This is a genomic window from Actinoplanes sp. CA-131856 (assembly GCF_050956135.1).
In the GTDB taxonomy this organism is placed as follows: Bacteria; Actinomycetota; Actinomycetes; order Mycobacteriales; family Micromonosporaceae; genus Actinoplanes.
On the sequence record NZ_CP191849.1, the window covers coordinates 8,645,940 to 8,664,762 of the forward strand.

General features: G+C 71.4%; 17 protein-coding genes. 11 read left to right on the forward strand and 6 right to left on the reverse strand.

From position 1 onward, the window contains the following. Window positions 1–17 precede the first annotated feature (17 nt). The 5 genes from ACQP2X_RS39465 to ACQP2X_RS39485 are packed head-to-tail and all read right to left on the reverse strand — an operon-like array spanning window position 18 to window position 4,184. Window positions 18–806: a hypothetical protein gene (locus tag ACQP2X_RS39465; RefSeq protein WP_498690678.1), complete on the reverse strand. Its 789-nt coding sequence runs from the start codon at window positions 804–806 to the stop codon at window positions 18–20. A gap of 40 nt (window positions 807–846) precedes the next feature. Further along, window positions 847–1,404: a DNA cytosine methyltransferase gene (locus ACQP2X_RS39470; RefSeq protein WP_498690680.1), complete on the reverse strand. Its 558-nt coding sequence runs from the start codon at window positions 1,402–1,404 to the stop codon at window positions 847–849. Beyond that, window positions 1,401–2,309: a hypothetical protein gene (locus ACQP2X_RS39475; protein WP_498690682.1), complete on the reverse strand. Its 909-nt coding sequence runs from the start codon at window positions 2,307–2,309 to the stop codon at window positions 1,401–1,403. The genes ACQP2X_RS39470 and ACQP2X_RS39475 overlap by 4 nt, the downstream gene beginning before the upstream one ends. Continuing rightward, window positions 2,306–3,286 (reverse strand): TRM11 family SAM-dependent methyltransferase, encoded by a 981-nt coding sequence (locus tag ACQP2X_RS39480; RefSeq protein WP_498690683.1) that lies wholly within the window; start codon window positions 3,284–3,286, stop codon window positions 2,306–2,308. Before ACQP2X_RS39480 ends, ACQP2X_RS39475 begins: the two co-directional genes overlap by 4 nt. Next, window positions 3,270–4,184, reverse strand: a complete 915-nt coding sequence (locus ACQP2X_RS39485) for a hypothetical protein (protein ID WP_498690685.1) — start codon at window positions 4,182–4,184, stop codon at window positions 3,270–3,272. The genes ACQP2X_RS39480 and ACQP2X_RS39485 overlap by 17 nt, the downstream gene beginning before the upstream one ends. Window positions 4,185–4,674: 490 nt before the next feature. Between ACQP2X_RS39485 and ACQP2X_RS39490 the strand changes: the two genes are divergently transcribed. After that, on the forward strand, window positions 4,675–5,529 hold the full coding sequence (locus ACQP2X_RS39490; RefSeq protein ID WP_498690686.1) for a hypothetical protein: 855 nt from the start codon (window positions 4,675–4,677) through the stop codon (window positions 5,527–5,529). On the opposite strand, the gene ACQP2X_RS39495 is transcribed toward ACQP2X_RS39490, so the two are convergent. Further along, window positions 5,516–5,983 (reverse strand): hypothetical protein, encoded by a 468-nt coding sequence (locus ACQP2X_RS39495; RefSeq protein ID WP_498690687.1) that lies wholly within the window; start codon window positions 5,981–5,983, stop codon window positions 5,516–5,518. The two genes, ACQP2X_RS39490 and ACQP2X_RS39495, sit on opposite strands and share 14 nt — an antisense overlap. A 383-nt stretch (window positions 5,984–6,366) precedes the next feature. Here ACQP2X_RS39495 and ACQP2X_RS39500 point away from each other — a divergent pair, with 383 nt between their 5' ends. The 10 genes from ACQP2X_RS39500 (at window position 6,367) to ACQP2X_RS39545 (ending at window position 18,730) form a co-directional block, all read left to right on the forward strand. Next, window positions 6,367–6,759 carry a pilin gene (locus tag ACQP2X_RS39500; RefSeq protein ID WP_498690688.1) on the forward strand — a complete coding sequence of 131 codons (393 nt, stop codon included), beginning with the start codon at window positions 6,367–6,369 and terminating at the stop codon, window positions 6,757–6,759. 2 nt (window positions 6,760–6,761) lie between these two features. Then, window positions 6,762–7,676 carry a TrbL/VirB6 family protein gene (locus ACQP2X_RS39505; RefSeq protein WP_498690690.1) on the forward strand — a complete coding sequence of 305 codons (915 nt, stop codon included), beginning with the start codon at window positions 6,762–6,764 and terminating at the stop codon, window positions 7,674–7,676. Then, entirely contained in the window at window positions 7,673–8,626 is a 954-nt protein-coding gene (locus ACQP2X_RS39510; protein WP_498690692.1) for a PrgI family protein, read from the forward strand. Before ACQP2X_RS39505 ends, ACQP2X_RS39510 begins: the two co-directional genes overlap by 4 nt. Window positions 8,627–8,631: 5 nt before the next feature. Continuing rightward, on the forward strand, window positions 8,632–10,428 hold the full coding sequence (locus ACQP2X_RS39515; RefSeq protein WP_498701155.1) for a VirB4 family type IV secretion system protein: 1,797 nt from the start codon (window positions 8,632–8,634) through the stop codon (window positions 10,426–10,428). A gap of 62 nt (window positions 10,429–10,490) precedes the next feature. Next, entirely contained in the window at window positions 10,491–12,932 is a 2,442-nt protein-coding gene (locus tag ACQP2X_RS39520) for a type IV secretory system conjugative DNA transfer family protein (protein ID WP_498701157.1), read from the forward strand. Between the two features lie 265 nt (window positions 12,933–13,197). Further along, complete coding sequence (locus ACQP2X_RS39525) at window positions 13,198–14,178, forward strand: replication-relaxation family protein (RefSeq protein ID WP_498690695.1); 981 nt, start codon at window positions 13,198–13,200, stop codon at window positions 14,176–14,178. Between the two features lie 464 nt (window positions 14,179–14,642). Then, complete coding sequence (locus ACQP2X_RS39530) at window positions 14,643–15,413, forward strand: hypothetical protein (protein WP_498690697.1); 771 nt, start codon at window positions 14,643–14,645, stop codon at window positions 15,411–15,413. A 150-nt stretch (window positions 15,414–15,563) separates the two neighbouring features. After that, the gene (locus ACQP2X_RS39535) at window positions 15,564–16,091 is read left to right on the forward strand and encodes a hypothetical protein (protein ID WP_498690698.1); all 528 of its coding nucleotides are present in this window, start codon (window positions 15,564–15,566) and stop codon (window positions 16,089–16,091) included. Window positions 16,092–16,280: 189 nt separating this feature from the next. Then, window positions 16,281–16,799 (forward strand): hypothetical protein, encoded by a 519-nt coding sequence (locus tag ACQP2X_RS39540; RefSeq protein ID WP_498690699.1) that lies wholly within the window; start codon window positions 16,281–16,283, stop codon window positions 16,797–16,799. A 572-nt stretch (window positions 16,800–17,371) separates the two neighbouring features. Further along, window positions 17,372–18,730 carry a hypothetical protein gene (locus ACQP2X_RS39545; protein WP_498690700.1) on the forward strand — a complete coding sequence of 453 codons (1,359 nt, stop codon included), beginning with the start codon at window positions 17,372–17,374 and terminating at the stop codon, window positions 18,728–18,730. Window positions 18,731–18,823 lie beyond the last annotated feature (93 nt).

An 18,823-nucleotide genomic window follows, 5' to 3' on the forward strand; every position in this document is an offset into this window, starting at 1 on the left:
AACCGGTGCCGGCGGACTCACGGGTTGTCCTGCGGTGTGCAGAGCAGGATCCGCAGTGCGGCGGCGGCCTGCTGCCACACGACCCCGTTGCCGAGCACCCGCAGCGCGGCCGTGCGTGGCAGCTCGAGCCCGGTCACCCATGCGCCGGGTAAACCCATGAGCCATTCCACGAACGGCGGGGCCAGCACCGGCCGGCCTTGTCTGCCCAACTGGGTCGGCTCCGGAACGGGCCGGCCGACCAGCAGCTCCCATCGGGCGACCGCCACGGCGTAGACACCCCACCGCTGTTCATCGAGTTCGCCGAGCCCGGCCGCCGGCGCGGCGTCGCCGTCGCCATGTGGTCCGATGTGATGCCCGCCCCCGAGCGGCGAGTCGGCCGATGTCGGGATCCGCACGGCTGCGGAGGGCAGGGTGAGGTCTCCGTGGCTGCCCCGCTGCCCAGGGCATCCCTTCTCTCCGTCGCTGGCCCGCGGGGTCGGTAGCAGCACTTGCGACAACGGCGGCCGGAATCCGTGCCCGGTGCGCCGGCCGGGAGTGCCGGTGTCGCTGGCCTGTGGGGTGGGCAGCAGCCGGGCGGCGTCGGTCAGGGTGTTACCGCTATGCCCGGTTCTGGGGGTGCGGCGTCCGGCGGTGGCGTTGGCCGAGGCGCGGCTGTCGGCCGCCGTCGGGGTCGGCAGCAGGGTGTCGGCCAGCTGGGTCAGGCCCGGCCGCCGGGCGGCGCCGCCGGAGGTGGACTTGTTCGAGCCGTAGGTGACCGCGGTCGGGGTGGGCAGCAACAGGTTGCGGCTGCCGCCCGGCTCGATCACGTTCGGCAGACTGCTGTCTTGGTGACCGCGGCCTTTGCCGTCACGAGCGCACGGTGTCGGCAGCATCGAACCCGGCCGGGTGGCCGGGGCGGCTTGCCAGCAGGAACAGCCGGTCACGGCGGTGGGCGGCGCCCACATCGCTAGCGCGTAGGCATACCCACCGTGTGTCGTACCCGATCGCGGCCAGGTCAGCGTGGACGACGTCGAACCCCCGGTGCAGGAGCGCGGCCACGTTCTCCACGAAGACCAGCGGGGGTAGAAGCGCGCGAACGGCGCCGGCGACCGAGGTCCAGACGCTGGAGTTCTTGCCGGTGATACCGGCGCGCCGGCCGGCGTTGGAGATGTCCTGGCAGGGGAAGCCTGCGGTGAGGATGTCGACCGGGGCGACCGTGTTCCAGTCGACGGTGCGGATGTCGCCGAGGTTGACGACCTGCGGCCACCGCGCGGCGAGGACTGTGCTCGCGTGCGGGTCGGTTTCGGCGTACCAGCAGAGCTGGCCGCGGAGGACCGCTTCGACGGCGAGGTCGAGCCCACCGAACCCCGTACAGAGTGACCCGATCCGGAGCTGGGCGGGTCGGGCTGCGGACGGCTCAATCACGCCACCTCCCGCAGCCCGGCCACGGTCCCGGCTCTCGTGGCCGCGATCTCCGGGGTGCCCTCGGACGCCGGCCCGCCCGGGTGCGGGCAGCTCCATGGCCCGCACCCGGGCGTGTCCTGCTGGTTGCCGGCCTGTGGGCGCAGCTGCACCTGGTCGAGCGGCACCCGCTGGCGGTGCAGGAAGAACTGCCCGCGCAGCGGATGCCCGCCGGCGTTCGCCCGCGCCGACCCGTGCCGGATCGCGGCGTCGAACGCGACCGCGTCCGCCCACCCCACCGGATCCGTCTCGCGCAACCGAACCCACTCACGATCCGTGTGAAACGGGCACCCGTGGCACGCCGACCTCGGCGTACCGGCCAGGCCGTGCTCGGCCAGAAACGCCGAGCAGCCTCCGCGCCGCCACCCGAGCTCCAGCAGCGGGAAGCCGTTGCGCATGTAGCCGACGTCGGCGTCGCGGGCCCGATGAACTTCATCGACCGAGATACCGATCGCCATCTCCGCATGCACGCCGGTCAGGATCCGAGCTGGGTGCGGGTAGCCGAGCCGCCGCCGCACCTCCGCCTTAAACGGGCGAATCTTGTACTCATTGGCACATTGACGACGACCTATTCCCCGCTCGCCGTTCGGGCCGAGGATGAACAGCGGCATGGACGCGAACCGGTGAGCCGGGTCGAGGGCGTCGTCGCGGATATTGCCGGCCGAGACCCGCACGATCGGGATCCCCGCCGATGCCGCGAGGTCCTCCAGGCGCCGCAGATGCGAGTAGACCGCGGCCGGCTCCCACCCGGTGTCAGAGAAAATCGCGGCGTCGAACGCCGGGACCCGCCCCTGAACCGCGAGCAGCAACAGCGCCGAACTCTGCACACGGGCACCCAGAGATAGGTAAGAGGCGATGGATTCGGTCACGCAACCACCCCGCCCTCGGCGGCCTCGGCGCGCTGGAACACCAGGACGTCCTCGTGCGCGATCAGGTGCATCGGCGTGCCCGCCCGGCGTGCCTTGCGGACCGCCTGCAGCTGAAAGAAGCTGGGCCGGGCGACCAGGCCGCCGTCGCGGACCGCCGCCAGCAGGGCCACACATCGGTCCACCGGGATGAGCCCGGCCCGGACACCCGCGCCGATGACCGCAGACGGCAGGTCGACGAGCTGGCCGTGTTTGCGCCACGGCCGGGCGGTCACCACGACCACCCCGCCGGGGCGCAGCAGCGCCCGGCAGCCGGTGAGGATCTGCGCGAACCCGTCGGCCAGGCCGGTCAGGTCGCGGTAGGCGAGGTTCCCGCGGTCGGTGCCGTCGTTGTAGGTGTTGTCGGACTTCTGGACGCCGCCTTCGCCGGGCTCGACCAGGCCGTGCACGGTCGGCCCGTAGGGCGGGCTGGTGACGACCAGCGCGACCTGCCCGGTCAGGGCGGCGGGAACGAGCGACAGGATTCCGGTGGAGTCGCCGCGGATCACCGCGGCCCGGCCGGTCGCGCCTTGGCTGTGGGCGTGTTTGATGTTGGCGTCGGCGATGTCCGACCACTTGGATTCGTACTCGATGCCGAACGCGTCGCGGCCGGTGTGCACCGCCTCGACCAGGGTGGTGCCGATCCCGCACATCGGGTCGAGCACCAGGTCTCCGGGCTTTGTGTAGTGGTCGATGGCGTGCGCGGCGATCGCTGGCAGCATGCGGGCGGGGTGTTTGACCGACGCGGGCACGTAGCGGCCCTTGCGCTGTACCGGTCCGGTCGACTGGGCGGTCGCCCACACTGACAGGCCGTCCGGTCCGGCGCTGCGGTGTCGGGCGTCGTAGGTGCGGTGCCGTCCGCCGGAGCCGGGACGGGCGCCAGCAGCACCGGACTGGGTGTCCTGCTGCCGCGGCAAACGGTGTTCAGCCACGGCGCTCACCGCCCTGCCGGCCGCTCGTGCCGGGTCGTGGCGCGGGCCGGTCGGTCTGGCTGAACACCAGCAGGTCGGCGTGTACCCGCAGATGGGCGGCCTGCCACCGGCCGGTGGCGTCGGCCAGGGCGAGGAGTTCCTCGTCGGTGACGTGGTAGATGAACGCGTCTCCGTCGGCGTCGGCCGCGACGGCGACGATGTGCTGCAGGTAGCCCAGCCGGACGCCGGCGGCGGCCTGCACGACCGGCGTGAAGTCCTCCGGCGCCGGCGAGGTGCCGGCGGGGACGGCGACGACGAGGATCAGGCAGCCGCCCGGGCGCAGTAGCTGCGTGCAGGCCGTGAGCAGCCACGCCAACCGGACCCGGTTCGACGCCTCGCCGGAGTCGTCCAACGGCCAGCGGGCAACCACCAGACTGGTCACCTCGTACAGAGAGCCATCGGCCGGAACCTCGATGTCCGGTGCGCCGGCCGGGTGCAGGGACGGGTCGGTCAGGTCGTCACCAAACCAGGCACTCAGCTCCGGCAGCTCCTCGTCGTCACCGGGGTCGCCGCGCAGATCGGCCGTGGCGGCGTCGGCCGGGCTGGCCGGGCCGATGATCAGGCTGGAGGCTTCGGTGAACCAGGCCGGGTGGTGCCGGCGGCTACCGATGGCGCTCGCCTGGGTGAGGGCGTGGCCGTCGGTGAGGTCGACGACGATCTCACCGGGGCGCGAGTAGGCGGCGATCAGCCGCGCCGCGAGCCGGGCGCCGATGCTGCGGCCGGCGTCGGCATCGGTGCGCGCGGTGCGCCAGACGGTGATCGGGACCGGCGGGTCGCCGGCGATCAGGTCGGTCGGGGCCGCGTCGAGCGCGGCCGGATCGGCGGGGGTGGACAGGTCAGTGTGGTGCTGCGGCGTGTGCTCGCTCATGAAGTGGCTGGGCTCCGCGCCGCGCCGTGATGCGCTGACACCCTCAAACCGGGTTTTGTGCGCTGTGGCGAACACTCACCGGCCTGACAGCGGTCTCACACTTTTCTGACACGGCTCGCCTGCCGCAACCGCCCGGACGGCGCCGGGACCGCTGTCAGCGCTCCGTCAGACGCGGCGAGCACACCAATAGGTCGTTGTCAGTCATCTGTTAGCCGTTAGCGTCCCAACTACTGACACGGCGCCACACCCTGAAAGCTCAGGTCAACACAGGTTTGTCAGACCCGTGTTAGACGGCTGTCAGGCGAACTTGAAGCCCGCAGGTTGGTGCCCCTTCGCGGCCTAGCCGCCTGACTCTCACGGGCTGACCTGGGGTGTTGGAACGGTGTCAGACGCTCGTGGCGCAATCAGCGGCATCCCGTACGCGGCCGGCCCTCATGGCCACGGCCGCCGGCGACACCCCGCCCTTTCGAGCCCTCAGGAGTCCGCCCGCATGACCGCCAACGACCGGCCCGACTCACCGCTGGACGCCGTCGACGCGGCCTTCACCGCTTTGACCACCGGGCCGCAGCCGCTGCTGCTCGACCTGCAGCCGTTGCGCGACGGCACCGACCTGCCCACGGGCCGGCCCAGCCTGCCCGCGCTGCGCCGCTGGCTGCTCAAGCACCCGCGCTCCTACGCCGCACGCGACGCGGTGTGGCGTGAGCTGATCCGCCGGGCTCGCCTCGACGGCCCGGCGTGGGTGATCGCCGCGACCGCCCTCGCACTACCCGCACTGCGCCGCTACGCCGGGCAGCTGCGCCGCGGCTGGGGCGGGGACGCCTACGACCTGGACGCAGAGATCCTCACCGGCTTCCTGACCGCGTTACGCGATCGGACCGATCTGGCCCGGCCCGCGCCGTACGCGTCGCTGTGCCGGGCCGCGTGGCGCGCCGGCCATGAACTGCACCAGCGTGACGGCGCCGAAGCGATCCCGCTCCCGGAGGAACTCCTCGAGCACGTCACCGGCCCGCGGACCCCGAGACGGCCGTGGGGGCATCCCGACCTGCTGGTGCGCCGTGCCGTCGAGCTCGGCATCGTCGATCCGGACGACGAGCAGCCCTACATCGATCTGCGGCTCGGTAACCGGGCGATCGAACCGATCGCCGCCCGCCTCGGCCTACACGTCGACACGCTGCGCCGCCGCATCAAACGCATCGACGCCCGTATCGCCGAGGCCGTCAGCGACGGCATGCTCGAAGAGGCCACCTCGCCGCAGCTGCGCGCGAAGCTGGCCGGGCGCGCCCAGCAGCGCGCCCGGATCCGCGCCGGCCGCGCCGGCACCCCGCAGCGGCTCATCGCCGCCTGAGAATCAATCGCCGCCTGAAAATCATCTGCACCCACCCAGCAGCGGGCCCGACACCCTTGTCGGGCCCGCTGCCTTTGCAGCCACCCCGGCTCGACAGCTCAAGGTGCAAGCGCGACAGCGTCATCAGATTGACAGCGGGCTGCGGCGCCCCGCCGGTCACGACCACCGTCGCGCTGTCGGGCCGCATCGGCCACACCGACATTCCGGCCAGCAGTAGCCCGTCCCTCATCGCGTGCCCCGAGCCGCGATGGCCGCTGGCTTTACCGCAGCCGGCCAGCGCCGGACTGACCCACATCGCGTACAGCGCCCACTCGTGCGGTGCGATGTCAACAGGTGCGGGCTCGCAGCCGTCTGACAGGGGTCTGACAACGGTGCTCCTGCTCGCCGTTGTCAGTTGCGTGTCAGCCGCCACGCCACCCGTCTGCGCTTTCGAGAAAGTGGTTCTGACCTGCATTGTCAGGTCCGTCAGACGCGTGTCAGTTCCGCGTCAGAGCGCCGAGTGTTCGCCACAGCGCACAAACCCCGGTTTGAGGGTGCGGAACCGCCACGGCACCGAAACCCGGGTGCCCGTCGTGGTCTCCGCCCGCCGCCGAGCCCCGAGTCTTCGAGGGCCGGGCGACGTGAGCCGGGGACGTTCTCGGGTGCCGCGCCTTTGATGCGCTGACACCTCATCACCCGCGAGACCCGAATAGGGAGGACGAGCTCCTCCCGAGACACCCCCTGGCTCACCTCGCCTGCGTCCTTCGCTCGGACGCCCAGCGGCGGCCTCTTCTTTCGCCGTTCGAGCACGCCGCGCGCCCCGCCTCTTTGTGGGTGCGCGGCGGGAGGTGACCACTCATGTCCCGCACGCCGCGGGCACGTCTGCGTGCCCCGAACACCCACTTTCTCGACATCGGCCGCCGGGTCGTACGTCATGCCGCGCCGCTGGGCGCGGCCGCGCTGATCCTGCTGACTCCGGCCGCCGCGCACGCCGACCCCGGCGTGGTGGCGGTGGCGGCCAACAGTCTGCCGCAGGTCGTCGCGAACCTGCAGATCTGGATCATGGGCATCCTCGCCGCCGTTGCCACCCTGTTCCTGGTTCTGGCCGGGGTGTACCGGGCGACCGCCGGCGGTGACCCGGCCCAGGTCGACAAGTCCAACGCCGCGTTCAAGAACGCCCTGGTCGGCTATGGCTTGGCCGTGCTGGCTCCGGTCCTGCTGCAGGTCGTACGCGGCATCGTCGGGGGCTGATCATGGGCTGGCTCGACCCGGGCGGCTGGCTCGACGGCATTTTGGACTGGTTCGCCGGGCTGCTGCTGGACAGCCTCAACACGATGATAGCGGTGATCACCGACGTTCTGCTGATCACGCCGAACGTGACCGGGCTGCCGCAGGTGCAGGCCCTGACCGGGCGCGCCGTCTGGATCGTCGACACGGTGTTCGTGCTGGTGTTCCTCGCCGCCGGCGTGCTGACCATGATCAACCAAGGCGACGAACGGTCCCGCTACACCGTTAAGGACCTGATCCCGCGCTGCGTGGTCGGGTTCATCACCGCCCACTTCTCTCAGCTGATCACTGGCCAGATGATCGATATGGCCAACGCGCTCACCGGCGCACTGGCCGAACAAAACCTGGACTCCGACGGCGCGTTCCAGGCGATGCGCACGCACATCACCGCCGCCGGCCAGAGCGGGGGGATCGTGTTCCTGGTCTGCGTGGCGGTCATCTTGTTCCTGATGGCCGCCACCGCCTGCTCGGCGATCGTGCGGTTCGCGCTCGCGCTGGTGCTGACCGCCGGCGCCCCGATCGCGCTGGCGTGCCACGCGCTGCCGCAGACCGATCCGGTCGCCCGGCTGTGGTGGCGGTCCTTCGCCGGGGTCCTCGCGATACCGATCCTGCAGGGCTTCGTGCTGTTCGCCGCCCAGTGGATGCTGCTCGACCCGGCCGCGATGTTGCCGCTGCTCGGCCTGCCGGGCGAGCCCGGCAGCGTGTTCAACCTGTTCGTCGTCATGGTCCTGCTGTGGACCTGCGTGCGGGTTCCCGGCTTGGTCCGCCGCTACGCCACCGAGGGCGGGCGCGGCGGCAACGTCCTCGGCGCGATGGTCCGGGTCGTCGTCGTGCAGCAGATCAGCCGGGCGGTGCCCGGCATCGGAAGGGTACTGCGATGAACGACCGCCAGGATCCCGGGATCGTGCGAGCTCGGATGCCCGCCGACGTCGACGCCGCCGACAAAATCGCCTACGGCCTGACCTTCCGCCAGCTCGCGATCCTTGCCGTCGCCGCAGTGCTCGGCTACGGCGCCTTCCAAGCCCTGCACCATGTCGTGCCGATACCCGTACTGGCCGGCGGGGCCGTCGTTCTCGGCGGCCTGGTGTTCGGCCTCGCCGTCGGCCGCCGCGACGGACTGCCGATGGATGCGTGGCTGCTCGCCGCCGTCCGGCAGTCCCGCGCCCCGCGGGCGCTGTCGACCACCGACACCGCCGCCAAGGTCCCCGACTGGGTCCAGCCGCCGGCCTCGAAAATCATGCTGCCGGCCCCACTGAAACTGCCCGCCGACGCGATCACCGACGACGGTGAGATCACCCTCGCCGGTGCCCGGGCGGCGATAGTCGCCGCCACCAGCGTCAACCTCGCGCTGCGCACCGCCGACGAGCAAGCCGCGCTGGTCGACACGTTCGGCCGCTGGCTCAACAGCCTGTCGACGGCGACGCAGATCGTCGTGTCGGCGCAGCCGGTCGACCTGCGCTCGCAGGCCCGCACCCTCGCCGCCGCCGCAGGCACGATGCCGCACCCGGCGCTCACGGACGCGGCCACCGACCACGCGACGTTCCTCGACGACCTCGCCGAACGCCGCGATCCGCTGCGCCGACAGGTCCTGATCGTCACCCGCACCAGCGCCGGGGAGAACGGCGAGCACGCCGCCCGCCGCCGCGCGGACGGCACCGTGCGCGCGCTCAGCGGGCTGGGTGTCACCACCCGCGCGCTCGACGGACACGCCGCCACCGCCGCACTCGCGGCCGCGGCGGACCCGTACCGGCCGCCGCGCCCCGGCGGGCTGGCCGCCCCCGACACCGTCATCACCGGCCCCGAGCCGGCCACACCCCGGAGAACATCGTGAAGACACTGACCCGCAAACGCGGCAGAACCCCACCCGAGCCCGGCAACCCGACCTCGTCGCTGGCCGCCACCGCCGCGCCCGCCTCCGTCGAGGTCACCCCCCGTCACCTGCGCGTCGGCGACGGGTACGCCGCCACCCTGGTAGTCACCGGCTACCCCGCCTCGGTCGGGCCGGCCTGGCTCGAACCCCTGCTGTCCTGGCCGGGCCGGCTCGACCTAGCCCTGCACATCGACCCGATCCCCGCCCCCACCGCGGCCGCCCGGCTGCGCACCCAGCGCGCCCGGTTCGAATCGTCCCGGCGGGCCGACGCGGCGAAAGGCAAACTCACCGACCCCTACGTCGAGGCGGCCGCCGACGACGCCGCCGACCTCGCCGAACGCCTCGCCCGCGGCGTGTCGAAACTGTTCCGCGTCGGGCTGTACCTAACGGTGCACGCCCGCACCGAGGCCGAGCTCCTCGAAGCGTGCAGCCAGGTCAAAGCCGCCGCCGCGTCCACGCTGATAGAGGTCCAGCCGGCCACCTGGCGGCACCTGCCCGGCTGGACCACCACCCTGCCCCTCGCAACGGACAGCCTGCAGATGCGCCGCACCATGGACACCCAGGCCCTCGCGGCGGCGTTCCCGCTCGCGTCGGCGGACCTGCCGGCGCCGCTGCCCGGCGATCCCGCGACCAACGGCGGGGTGCTCTACGGCATCAACCCGGACTCGCAAGGCATCGTCTGGTGGGACCGATGGTCGCAGGAGAACTACAACAGCATCGTGCTGGCCCGGTCTGGCGCCGGGAAAAGCTACTTCGTCAAGCTCGACGTGCTGCGCCAGCTTTACCAAGGAGTGCGGGTCGCCGTCGTCGACCCCGAGGACGAATACCTGCGCCTGGCCGACGCCGTAGGTGGCACCATCGTCCGGCTCGGCGCTGCCGGAGTGAAAATCAACCCTCTGGATCTGCCAGTCGGGGACAGCCGCCCGGACGTACTCACCCGGCGCGGCTTGTTCCTGCACACCCTGATCGCGGTGCTGCTGGCCGAGGTGCCGCCGCCAGCCGAACGCGCCGCCCTGGACCGGGCCATTCTGGCCGTGTATCGGCAGGCCGGGATCACTGCCGACCCGGCCACCCACCACCGCCCAGCTCCGCTGCTCGCCGATCTCGCCGCGGTTCTGCGCGGCGACGGCGATCCGGCCGCCGGGCAACTGGCGGCCCGACTCGCCCCGTGGGTGGCGGGTTCATTCGCCGGGCTGTTCGACGGGCCGACGACCACCCGCCCGGGCGGGCACCTGGTCGTCTGGTCGTTGCGGCAGCTGCCCGACGAGCTGCGTACCGTCGGGCAGCTGCTCGCGCTGGACGCGATCTGGCGCAGCGTCGACGCCCCCGGCCGCACCGAGCTCGGGGTGCGCCGGATGGTGGTCGTAGACGAGGCGTGGCTGCTCATGCGCGACGGCGAGGGCGCGAAGTTCCTGTTCAAGATGAGCAAGGCGGGCCGCAAACGTAACGCCGGCCTGTCGGTGGTCACCCAGGACGTCGCCGATGTGCTGGGCAGCGACCTCGGCCAGGCCGTCGTAAGCAACGCCGCCACCCAGGTGCTGCTCAAGCAGGCGCCGCAGGCGATCGACAAGGTCGCCGACGCGTTCGGGCTCACCGGCGGGGAACGGCGCATGCTGCTGTCCGCCCGCGTCGGCCACGGCCTGTTGATCTCCGGGAGCAACCGGACCGCGTTCGAGGCCATCTCGTCGCGCGCCGAACATCTTCTCGCCACGACGAAGCCGTCCGACCTCGCCGAACTCGGCGACGAGGAGACCGACCCGTGAGCCCCCCACCTTCGCTGACGCCTCCATCGGCGCCTGGTCCTTCGGGACCAGGCGCCGATTTCATTTCACCGCCCAGCACGCCCACCCAAGCGGTCCTCGACGCCGGCGACTGGGCGATCCAGCGGTTATGGCTGCTCGGCGTCGCCGCCGGGCTGCTCGCCGCCTACATCGCTGCCCGCAACGTGCTGACCGGGTGGCGGCACCGCCGCCACGCGCAAGGCGCCCGCCTGATCACCGTCGCCCCGCCGCCGGAAGTCGACACGTCCAGCGCCGCCGCGTTGTGGGCGAACCTGCACGGCACCCTCACCCCCTCGGTGAAACGGCGACTGCTCTACGGCAGCCCGCACGTCGTCTGGCAATACACGTGGACCGGACGGCAGCTACTGATCAGCGTATGGGTGCCCGGGACCGTGCCGCAGGGCGCGGTCGAGGCCGCCATCCGCGCCGCCTGGCCGGGCGCGGCCTGCACCACCAGCCACGCAGCGCCGCCGATCCCGCTCGACGTGCCCCAGGCCACCGGCGGGCACCTGCTACCGCAGGCCGCGGAATGGCTGCCACTGCAAACCGAGCACGACAACGACCCGCTGCGGGCGTTGATGTCGGCCGGCTCGCAGCTCAAGAACGACGAGTACGCCTGCGTGCAGGTCCTCGCCCGCCCGGCCCCACCCCGGCGGGTGGCCCGGGCCCGGCGGGCTGCCGGCCGGCTACGCGACGGCAAGACCGCGATACCCACGATCAACCCGGCGGCACCGCTGCTGTGGCTGCTCGAGATCTTCCTGCCCGGCCGTAGCACCCCGGCCAGCAGCAAGACCCCGGCGGCCAGGCGCGACCCCGGCGTCGAACGCGACGTCCGCGCGATCCTCGACAAGACCGTCCACAGCCTGTGGACGGTCGGCATCCGCTACGTCGTCGCCAAGGACAACGAGCGCGGCGGCACCCACGCCCGCGACCGGTTACGGGGCATCGCCGACACGATCGCCTCCGCCTACGCCATCTACGCCGGCCGCAACCGGCTCGCCCACCGCACCCGCATGGCCCAGCCGGTGGCCATGGCCGCCACCCGGCGTCTCGGCGCCGGGTTCCTCGCCTCCACGCCCGAACTCGCCGTCCTGGCCGCCCTACCGCGCGACCTGGCCGTCGCTGGCCTGGACCGGGCACGGGCCAAGTCGATGCCCGCGCCGGTGGCCGTCCCCGCCGGTGGCCGCGGTACGAAGGTCATCGGCGACGCCGAGATCGGCGCCCACCCGGTCGCCCTCGCCGTCACCGACGCCCGCTACCAGATGCACGTGGTCGGCTCCACCGGCTCCGGCAAGACCACTTTGTTGGTTAACCTGGCCGTCGACGACATCACCGCCGGCCGCGGCACCGTGGTGATCGACCCGCACGGCGACCTCGTCCTCGACATCCTCGACCGACTCCCGGCGAGCGTCGCGGATCGGGTGGTGCTGTTCGACCCCGACCAGCCCAACCCGCCCACCATCAACCCCCTCGAAGGCGACGACCCCGATCTGGTCGTCGACAACATCGTGTCGATCTTCGGCAACATCTTCGCCAAAGCCTGGGGGCCGAGAATGGACGACGTCATGCGCGTCGCCTGCCTCACCCTATTGCGGCACGCCAACGTCACCCTGCAGCACATCCCGCCCCTGCTCAACAGCGCACAGTTCCGGTCGGCGATGACCGTCGGCCTCGACGACCCGGCCGGGCTGTCCGGGTTCTGGCAGTGGTACGACTCGCTCAACCCGGCGCTGCGCTCGCAGGTCATCGGCCCGGTGCTGGCCCGCCTGCGGTCGTTCCTACTGCGCGACTTCGTCAAACGCAGCATGCGCTACCCGCGCTCCAGCTTCGACATGGGCAAGATCCTCGACGGCGGCGCGCTACTCGTCAGGATCCCGAAAGGGCAACTGGGAGAAGACACCAGCAAACTGCTCGGCAGCCTGATCCTGGCGCAGGTGTGGCAGGCCGCCACCGCCCGCGCCACCATCGAGCCGCAGCGGCGCCGCGACGCCACGCTGATCATCGACGAGGCGCAAAACTTCCTCACCCTGGCCAGCTCGCTGGACAGCATGCTGGCCGAGGCCCGCAAATACCGGCTGTCGATGGTCCTGGCCCATCAAGACTTGGCCCAGTTCCCGAAGGATCTACTCGCCGCGGCCAGCGCCAACGCGAGGAACAAAATTTATTTCTCGGTGGCGCCGGAGGACGCCCGTGTCCTGTCCCGGCACACTTTGCCGGAGCTCGACGAACACGACCTCGCCCACCTGGACGCCTACACCGCGACCGCACGCCTCGTGGTGAACGGCCGGCAGACCCCGGCGTTCACGTTCAAGACCCGGCCGCCCAAGCCGGTGGTCGGCGAAGCGACCGCCATCCGGCAGAAGGCCGCGGCCCGGGTGCCGGCGCAGGACACCAGCGCCATCGACGAACTCGTCGAGAAGTTCTCGGCCCGCCCGGATGACGGCCGGCAGCAGCGCGGCAAGAACGGCGAAAAGCCGAAAACCTGAGCACGGCGCCTCTGTCAGCAAGCGCACATGGCCGTCGCGGCAGCTCGGAAAGTCTGTCAGAGCAGCTCAGCAGGCTTGCGACCACGTCTTCCGTTCGGGTTTCACCAGCCCTTCACTATCGAGCATCCCGTCGCCCTGACAGAACCATCGGATGTGCGGTGTTCCCGCAGCACACCGCCGCTGAGCCAGTCTGTGCCGCCGCAGCGCGCACTCCGACACCCCTCCAACGGAGGGACAACCTCTTCCCGCTAAAGGAGCATCAGTCGTGTCCACCTCGGACTACTCCGGATCCGATGTCCAGCCCGCCCTTCCCGACTCTCGTTCCTCGTTCTCCCGTTCCTCGTCGCTCCGGTCCTCCCCGGCGCGGTCGTCGTCGTCTCGCCTGGACCGTCTCGACCGGCTGCGCCGCTTGACCGTGCGTGATCACCTGCTGTTGTCCTGGCTCGCCGAGCACTACGTGCTGACCACCGGCCAGATCGCCGCCGCGCTGTTCCCGTCGTTGCGCTCGGCCCGGCTACGCCTGGCCATACTGACCTCGCTGCAGGCCGTGACCCGCTTCGTCGACGTCACCACCGGCGACCGCCAATACCTCTACACCCTCGGCCCGCTCGGCGTGGTGGTCTACCCGACGCAGTACAACGACCCGCTGCATACCGACGGCCGCGAGCCGCGCTCCAGCGTGGAACGCACCGAACGGATCATCGGCAGCCGCCGGCTGGCGCACCTGCTCGGCACCAACCAGCTGTTCGTCGACCTGCACGCCTACACGCGCACCGACCCAAGCGCCCGGCTGGCCCGCTGGTGGTCCGAACAGCACGCCACCGCCGTGTACTCGGCGGTCGCCGCAGCCGCCGCCGGTCCCGGCATCCGGCCGGACGGGCACGGCGTTTGGGAGGCCGGTGGGCGGGAGGTCGGTTTCTTCCTCGAGCACGACAACGGCACCGAGACCATCGGCACCGTGCTGCGCAAGCTGCGCGAGTACGACCGCCTCGCCGTCGGCGGGCCCCGCTATCCGGTGCTGCTGCGCGTGCCCGGCCGCCGCCGCGAACAGCACCTGCTCGACGTGCTCGCCGGGGTGCGGCTGGCCATGCCGATCGCCACCGGCATCCACGACGAGCACCCCGCCGGCCCGGCCTGGACGCTGACCCACAACCCCGGGCTGCGCCGATGGCTGCACGAACTGCCCTGCGACCACGGCCCGGACAACCCGGCCACCAACCCGCACCGCTACCCCGCCGGGGCGTAGCGGCCAGGCAGCACCTGCTCCGGGGTGGCGCGTGCGGCTGGCCGTCTTCTGCGAGCGGATTCAACGGACTTGGTCAGCCCTCCAGCGGCTGACAGCCCCGCACCGAGACCGATCAGGATCTGACGACAGTCTGACAAGACTCTGACAGCGCAGGTTAGAGCACGTTCTGGCGAGATGACGGCGGCCGGTTCTGACAGACCGTGCCGCTACCTTTCACGGCAACACCTCTTTCATATATCGCTCCATCCCGGTTCGGTCCCGCCTTCGGGAACCACCGCCGCACCATCTCGGTGCCCGCGTCCACCGCCCTCTTTTGAGGCCGGTCGGCGCCCGCGCCGCGCGGCGGCCCCTACAGGTCGCACCGCACCAACCCCTCCCATCCACCCAGTGAACCGACCCACGTACCCGGTGGGCCGGTCACTGCCGCGTGCCCACACGCGCCCGCATTCGAAGGAGACCCTTCTATGACCAGCTCTTCTACCGCCGCCCGCAACGGCCGTCGCGTGCCGAACCCGCCGGCCACCAAGGCCGTCGAGAAGACGCCCGTCATCGTCCGGCCAGCCGCGACCATCACCACGATGATCATCTGCCTGCCCGACGGGCTGTCGCGTGAGCCGCTCAAGGCCCACCAGCTCGACCGGAACTTCGGCGTCCAAGGAAACCTGCAGCCGCGGTTCTGGGCCCAGCCCAGCCTGCGACTGTGGCAGCGGCGTCAGATGTTCGACCTGCGCACCACCAAAGGCCACCCCGCCACGTGCGTCGGTGGCCCGGCCCGGCTGCTCGACCTCGCCGGCATGCGCCACGCCGCCGGCGTCGGCGCGGGCATCCGCCACCAGCTGTGGCAGCAGGTCGTACAGGGCACCAAACCCGCCCAGCCCTGGGTGCAGTTCCACACCCGGCACCTGAGCGAGCCCGACAAGTACAGCCACGAGCGGGCCGCCGCCGACTTCTGGGCCCAGCCCCGAGTCACCGCGATGCGCATGCACAACGCCGCCAGTATCGGCACGCCCCTGGGGCCCGAAGAGCTGGAGATGCTGCAGGCCGGCTACGCCGCCTACCAGAACTTCTCCGCGCTGAACGCGGTCTGCGGGGACGCGCTGCGCACCGCCGCAGGCGGTCAGCTGGCCCCGGCCAGCGACCTGTTCAGCGACCGGGTGACCTACCTCGACCAAGCCCTCCGGTACCTCAACACCATCGAGGACACCGACCAGCGGCTGATCGCGGTCACCCTCTAACACCCACCGGATCCGGTCCAGGAGCTGGCCGTTCACACCCTGAACCCGAGGGATCGACGGACAGCCCCAGACCGGCTCCACCTCATTCCCGGGCCCCAGACCCGATCGCCTGGACGCCCATCAACATCTGCCGAAGGAGGCAACAGCCCTATGCCGATCAGAACCCCGACCGGTTGGCTCATCCGCCGTGTCGTCGTCCACGTCAAAGCCACGGCCTTCACCAGGCCGCTGCGCCTGGACGCGCTGTTCGACGACGACATCCGGCCCGACCCGCGGCTGCGGGCACGCCCCGGCAGCGACCCGGCCGACCTGGCCGCCAGCCAGCCGGACGAGCCGTTGCGCTGCGCCGGCGGACCGATCGCACTGATCGACATCGCCGACATGCGCCGGCACGCCGAACGGGTCGCCGCCAACCGCTACCGACGCTGGTGCCAGCGGCCCACCGCCATCGACCTGCGCGCCTGGGAGCGCGAACTCGCCGCGAGTGGCAGCGACGCCTACGTCGCGCATCTGCGAGCACGCGCTCTCGCCGGCGACGCCTTGATCGTGCTGGGCGGGCCTGAGCGGCTCTGCCCGCGCGACACCTCGCTGGACGCTCGGCGCCGCTACGCCGACGACGTCGCGGACTACCTCGACGCCCTCCCCAGCAACGACCAGATCATCGCCGCACTGGTGTAACCAACGACAGGAAACCTCTGCCGGGCCTCACCACCAGGCAGCCTTCGATCACCCGCTCACGGACCCGGTTCGGCCGCTATCGCCACACCCTGCACCCAAGGGACTCGCGACAGCCCGAACCGGTTCCACCCCGCGCCGGCCCCTCTCGGGCCCGCGCGAACCCAGCCCTACTCGCGATCGGAGAACAGCATGCTCAGCGGCATCCAGCTTCGGGCGATCACCCGATGCCTGATCGACCTCAACGATCACCTCCTGAACACCCACGGAGAACCCGGCGAAAGCCTGCTCGCCGTCCTGCAGGAAACCCCCGTCACCGGACACCCCGACCCGACCGCCCGGCACATCGGGGTCAACCCAGTCCCCGTCCCGCCGCGAATCTGGCGCGACCCGCACGGCCCGGTCGCCGCGCTACGCGCCGCGCACGACGACATGCGCCGCTCGAACGTCCAAGGCCAGCTCAGCCGAGTAACCGGCACCCGGTTCCTCGCCTGGGTCTATTCCTACACCGTGACGGTCGACAACCCGGGCGGTCCCGTCACGCTGCGCCAGATCGACGCCGTCGACATCGACGGCCACGCCTACGCGCTCACCCAAACCGTCGCAACGGCAGGACACACCCTGCAAGTGGTATCGGCGGCGACGCTGGAGCCCGAGGGAACCCACGCCATCCTGAGCACCCTCGCGCAGACCATGCGCACCAACGGCTGACAGGCCACTTGCCGGCACCAACCGCGGCATCGCCTGAACACAGACGTACGCGACGGGCACCACCTGATCCCGCGACCAGACCGCCGCTCGCCAGCGCGGCGCGGCTTGCGCCTCGGCGAGCCTGAACACGAATCGCCCATGCCCACCCCGCCACCGTGCGCACTATCGGCAGCGCCCCGTTTCTCGGCCGACCGACGGGATCGCCCGGGCACAGACACCCCCGGGCCGGCCGGGCATCCGCAACGGAAGGCCTCCGCCGCCGGATAGGCAGCCGAGCGGCCCCGGGCTGGGGCGCTGGCGAAGCCTCGGCCGGCGACACGGCCGCCCTTTCCTCTTTGGACCGGCGACACCTGGCAGGCAGGCAGTGATCCGGCTCGCCGCCGACTCGGACGTCGCTGCCGACGGGTCACACCGTCGTCGCCTGGATCCCTCCGGCGCCACACCTCGCGCCAACCACCGTTCACCAACGCTCCCGCCCGCGCGGGGCTGGTTCGTGCCTAAGCCCGGCGACGCCCCGGGACGCACCACCAGGCAGCGCACGCCGAAAGTGATCGAGAAAGGAATCGACGCTCATGTTCGAGCCTTCCAACACCATCTCGAACCTCATTACCACCGTGGCTTCGGCACCGGGTGCCTCCGAGGGCATGCGGATGATGGCCGAACGCGCCGCCGACTTCGAGCACCCGCTGGCCGCGCAGCTCACGGGGATCGCCCTCGACCCCGCCGGCCGCAAAGTCGCCGATGAGTTCCTCGACACCTACTGGTCCGACGACTCGCGGCAGGAGGCCACCCTGGCCGCCGCGCTCAGCGAGGACCGTGAAGTGATCATCGGCAGTGGCTACCACGCCGCGGTCTACGCCGCGACCCGCGTCCGTGCCGGCCACCGGCGTCCGTTGGTGCTCGAACGCGACCAGCGCGTCGGCGGCGTCTTCGCGATGACCTCCAGGCCGGTGTTTCGGCTCAACTCCCGCAGCCGCCCGGGTGGTCTCGGTCTGGCCGGGGACTCCGGAGCAGATCTCAATCACCTGCCGGGCGCGCCGATTCAGACGACGAACGCGTGCGCCGCTGAGTACCCGACGAACACCGACATGGCCTTCGTGATCCGGCTGGCCTTGGCCCAGTACGCCGACGTGCTGCCGAACGCCACGGTCGCCGCCGTGGGGCCCTACGACGGCGACAGCATGGAACTCGAAATCGACGGGCGCCCTACCCTGGCCCCGCAGCGGATCATCGACGCCCGTGGCCTGGGCGACCCCGACATCCAGACTCTGGCCAACGGAGCCACCATCGTCACCTTCGAGCAGTTTATGCAGCGTATGGCCGGCGTCTGGCCGCTGCGTAACCTGCGCCGGGTTGCCGTCGTCGGCGGCGGGGACTCCGGCAAATGCGCGGTCGAGTCGCTGCTGGGCATCGCGCCGCAGCCGTTCATGGCCGTCGCCGCCCTCGACCGCGTGGATCGCATCGACTGGTACGCCGAACAACTGCCGACCACCTGTGTTGGTTGGCAAAGCGACATCCGCGGCCGCTATCAGGCGATCGGCCCGTATCTGCGTGCGGACCGCTCCGGTGTCCGGCGGCTCACTGTGCTGCGCCGCCGTGCCCAAGTCGTCGACCTGCCCGGCGCCGCGCTGATCGAGGGCCGCGGCTACGACCTGGTGGTGCTGTGCACCGGCACCAGTGAGCCCGTCATCCAGGGCCTGGGCGGCATCGGCGACTGTACCCCTTACCGGGTCGCCGGAGCCGGAGCCGTCGCTGCGCAGTACGACGACCGGCCGGTCTTCCGGATCGGCCCGCACGCCGGGCTCGGGTTCAGCCAGCAGGAAAGAAACGAAGGCGTCGCCGACCAGCCCGGCAACGTTGCGGCGATGTTCCGGCTCGGCGCCAAGACCGCGGCCCTCGCGGCCACGTTGCCGCCGATCAGCCGCAGCTAGCACGCAGGCGCAGCCGCGCCGAAACCCAGCGCCAAGCGTCGCGGCCACCGGCCCGAAGGCACCGCCATCGCGCGGCGCCTTCGGGCCGGCCCG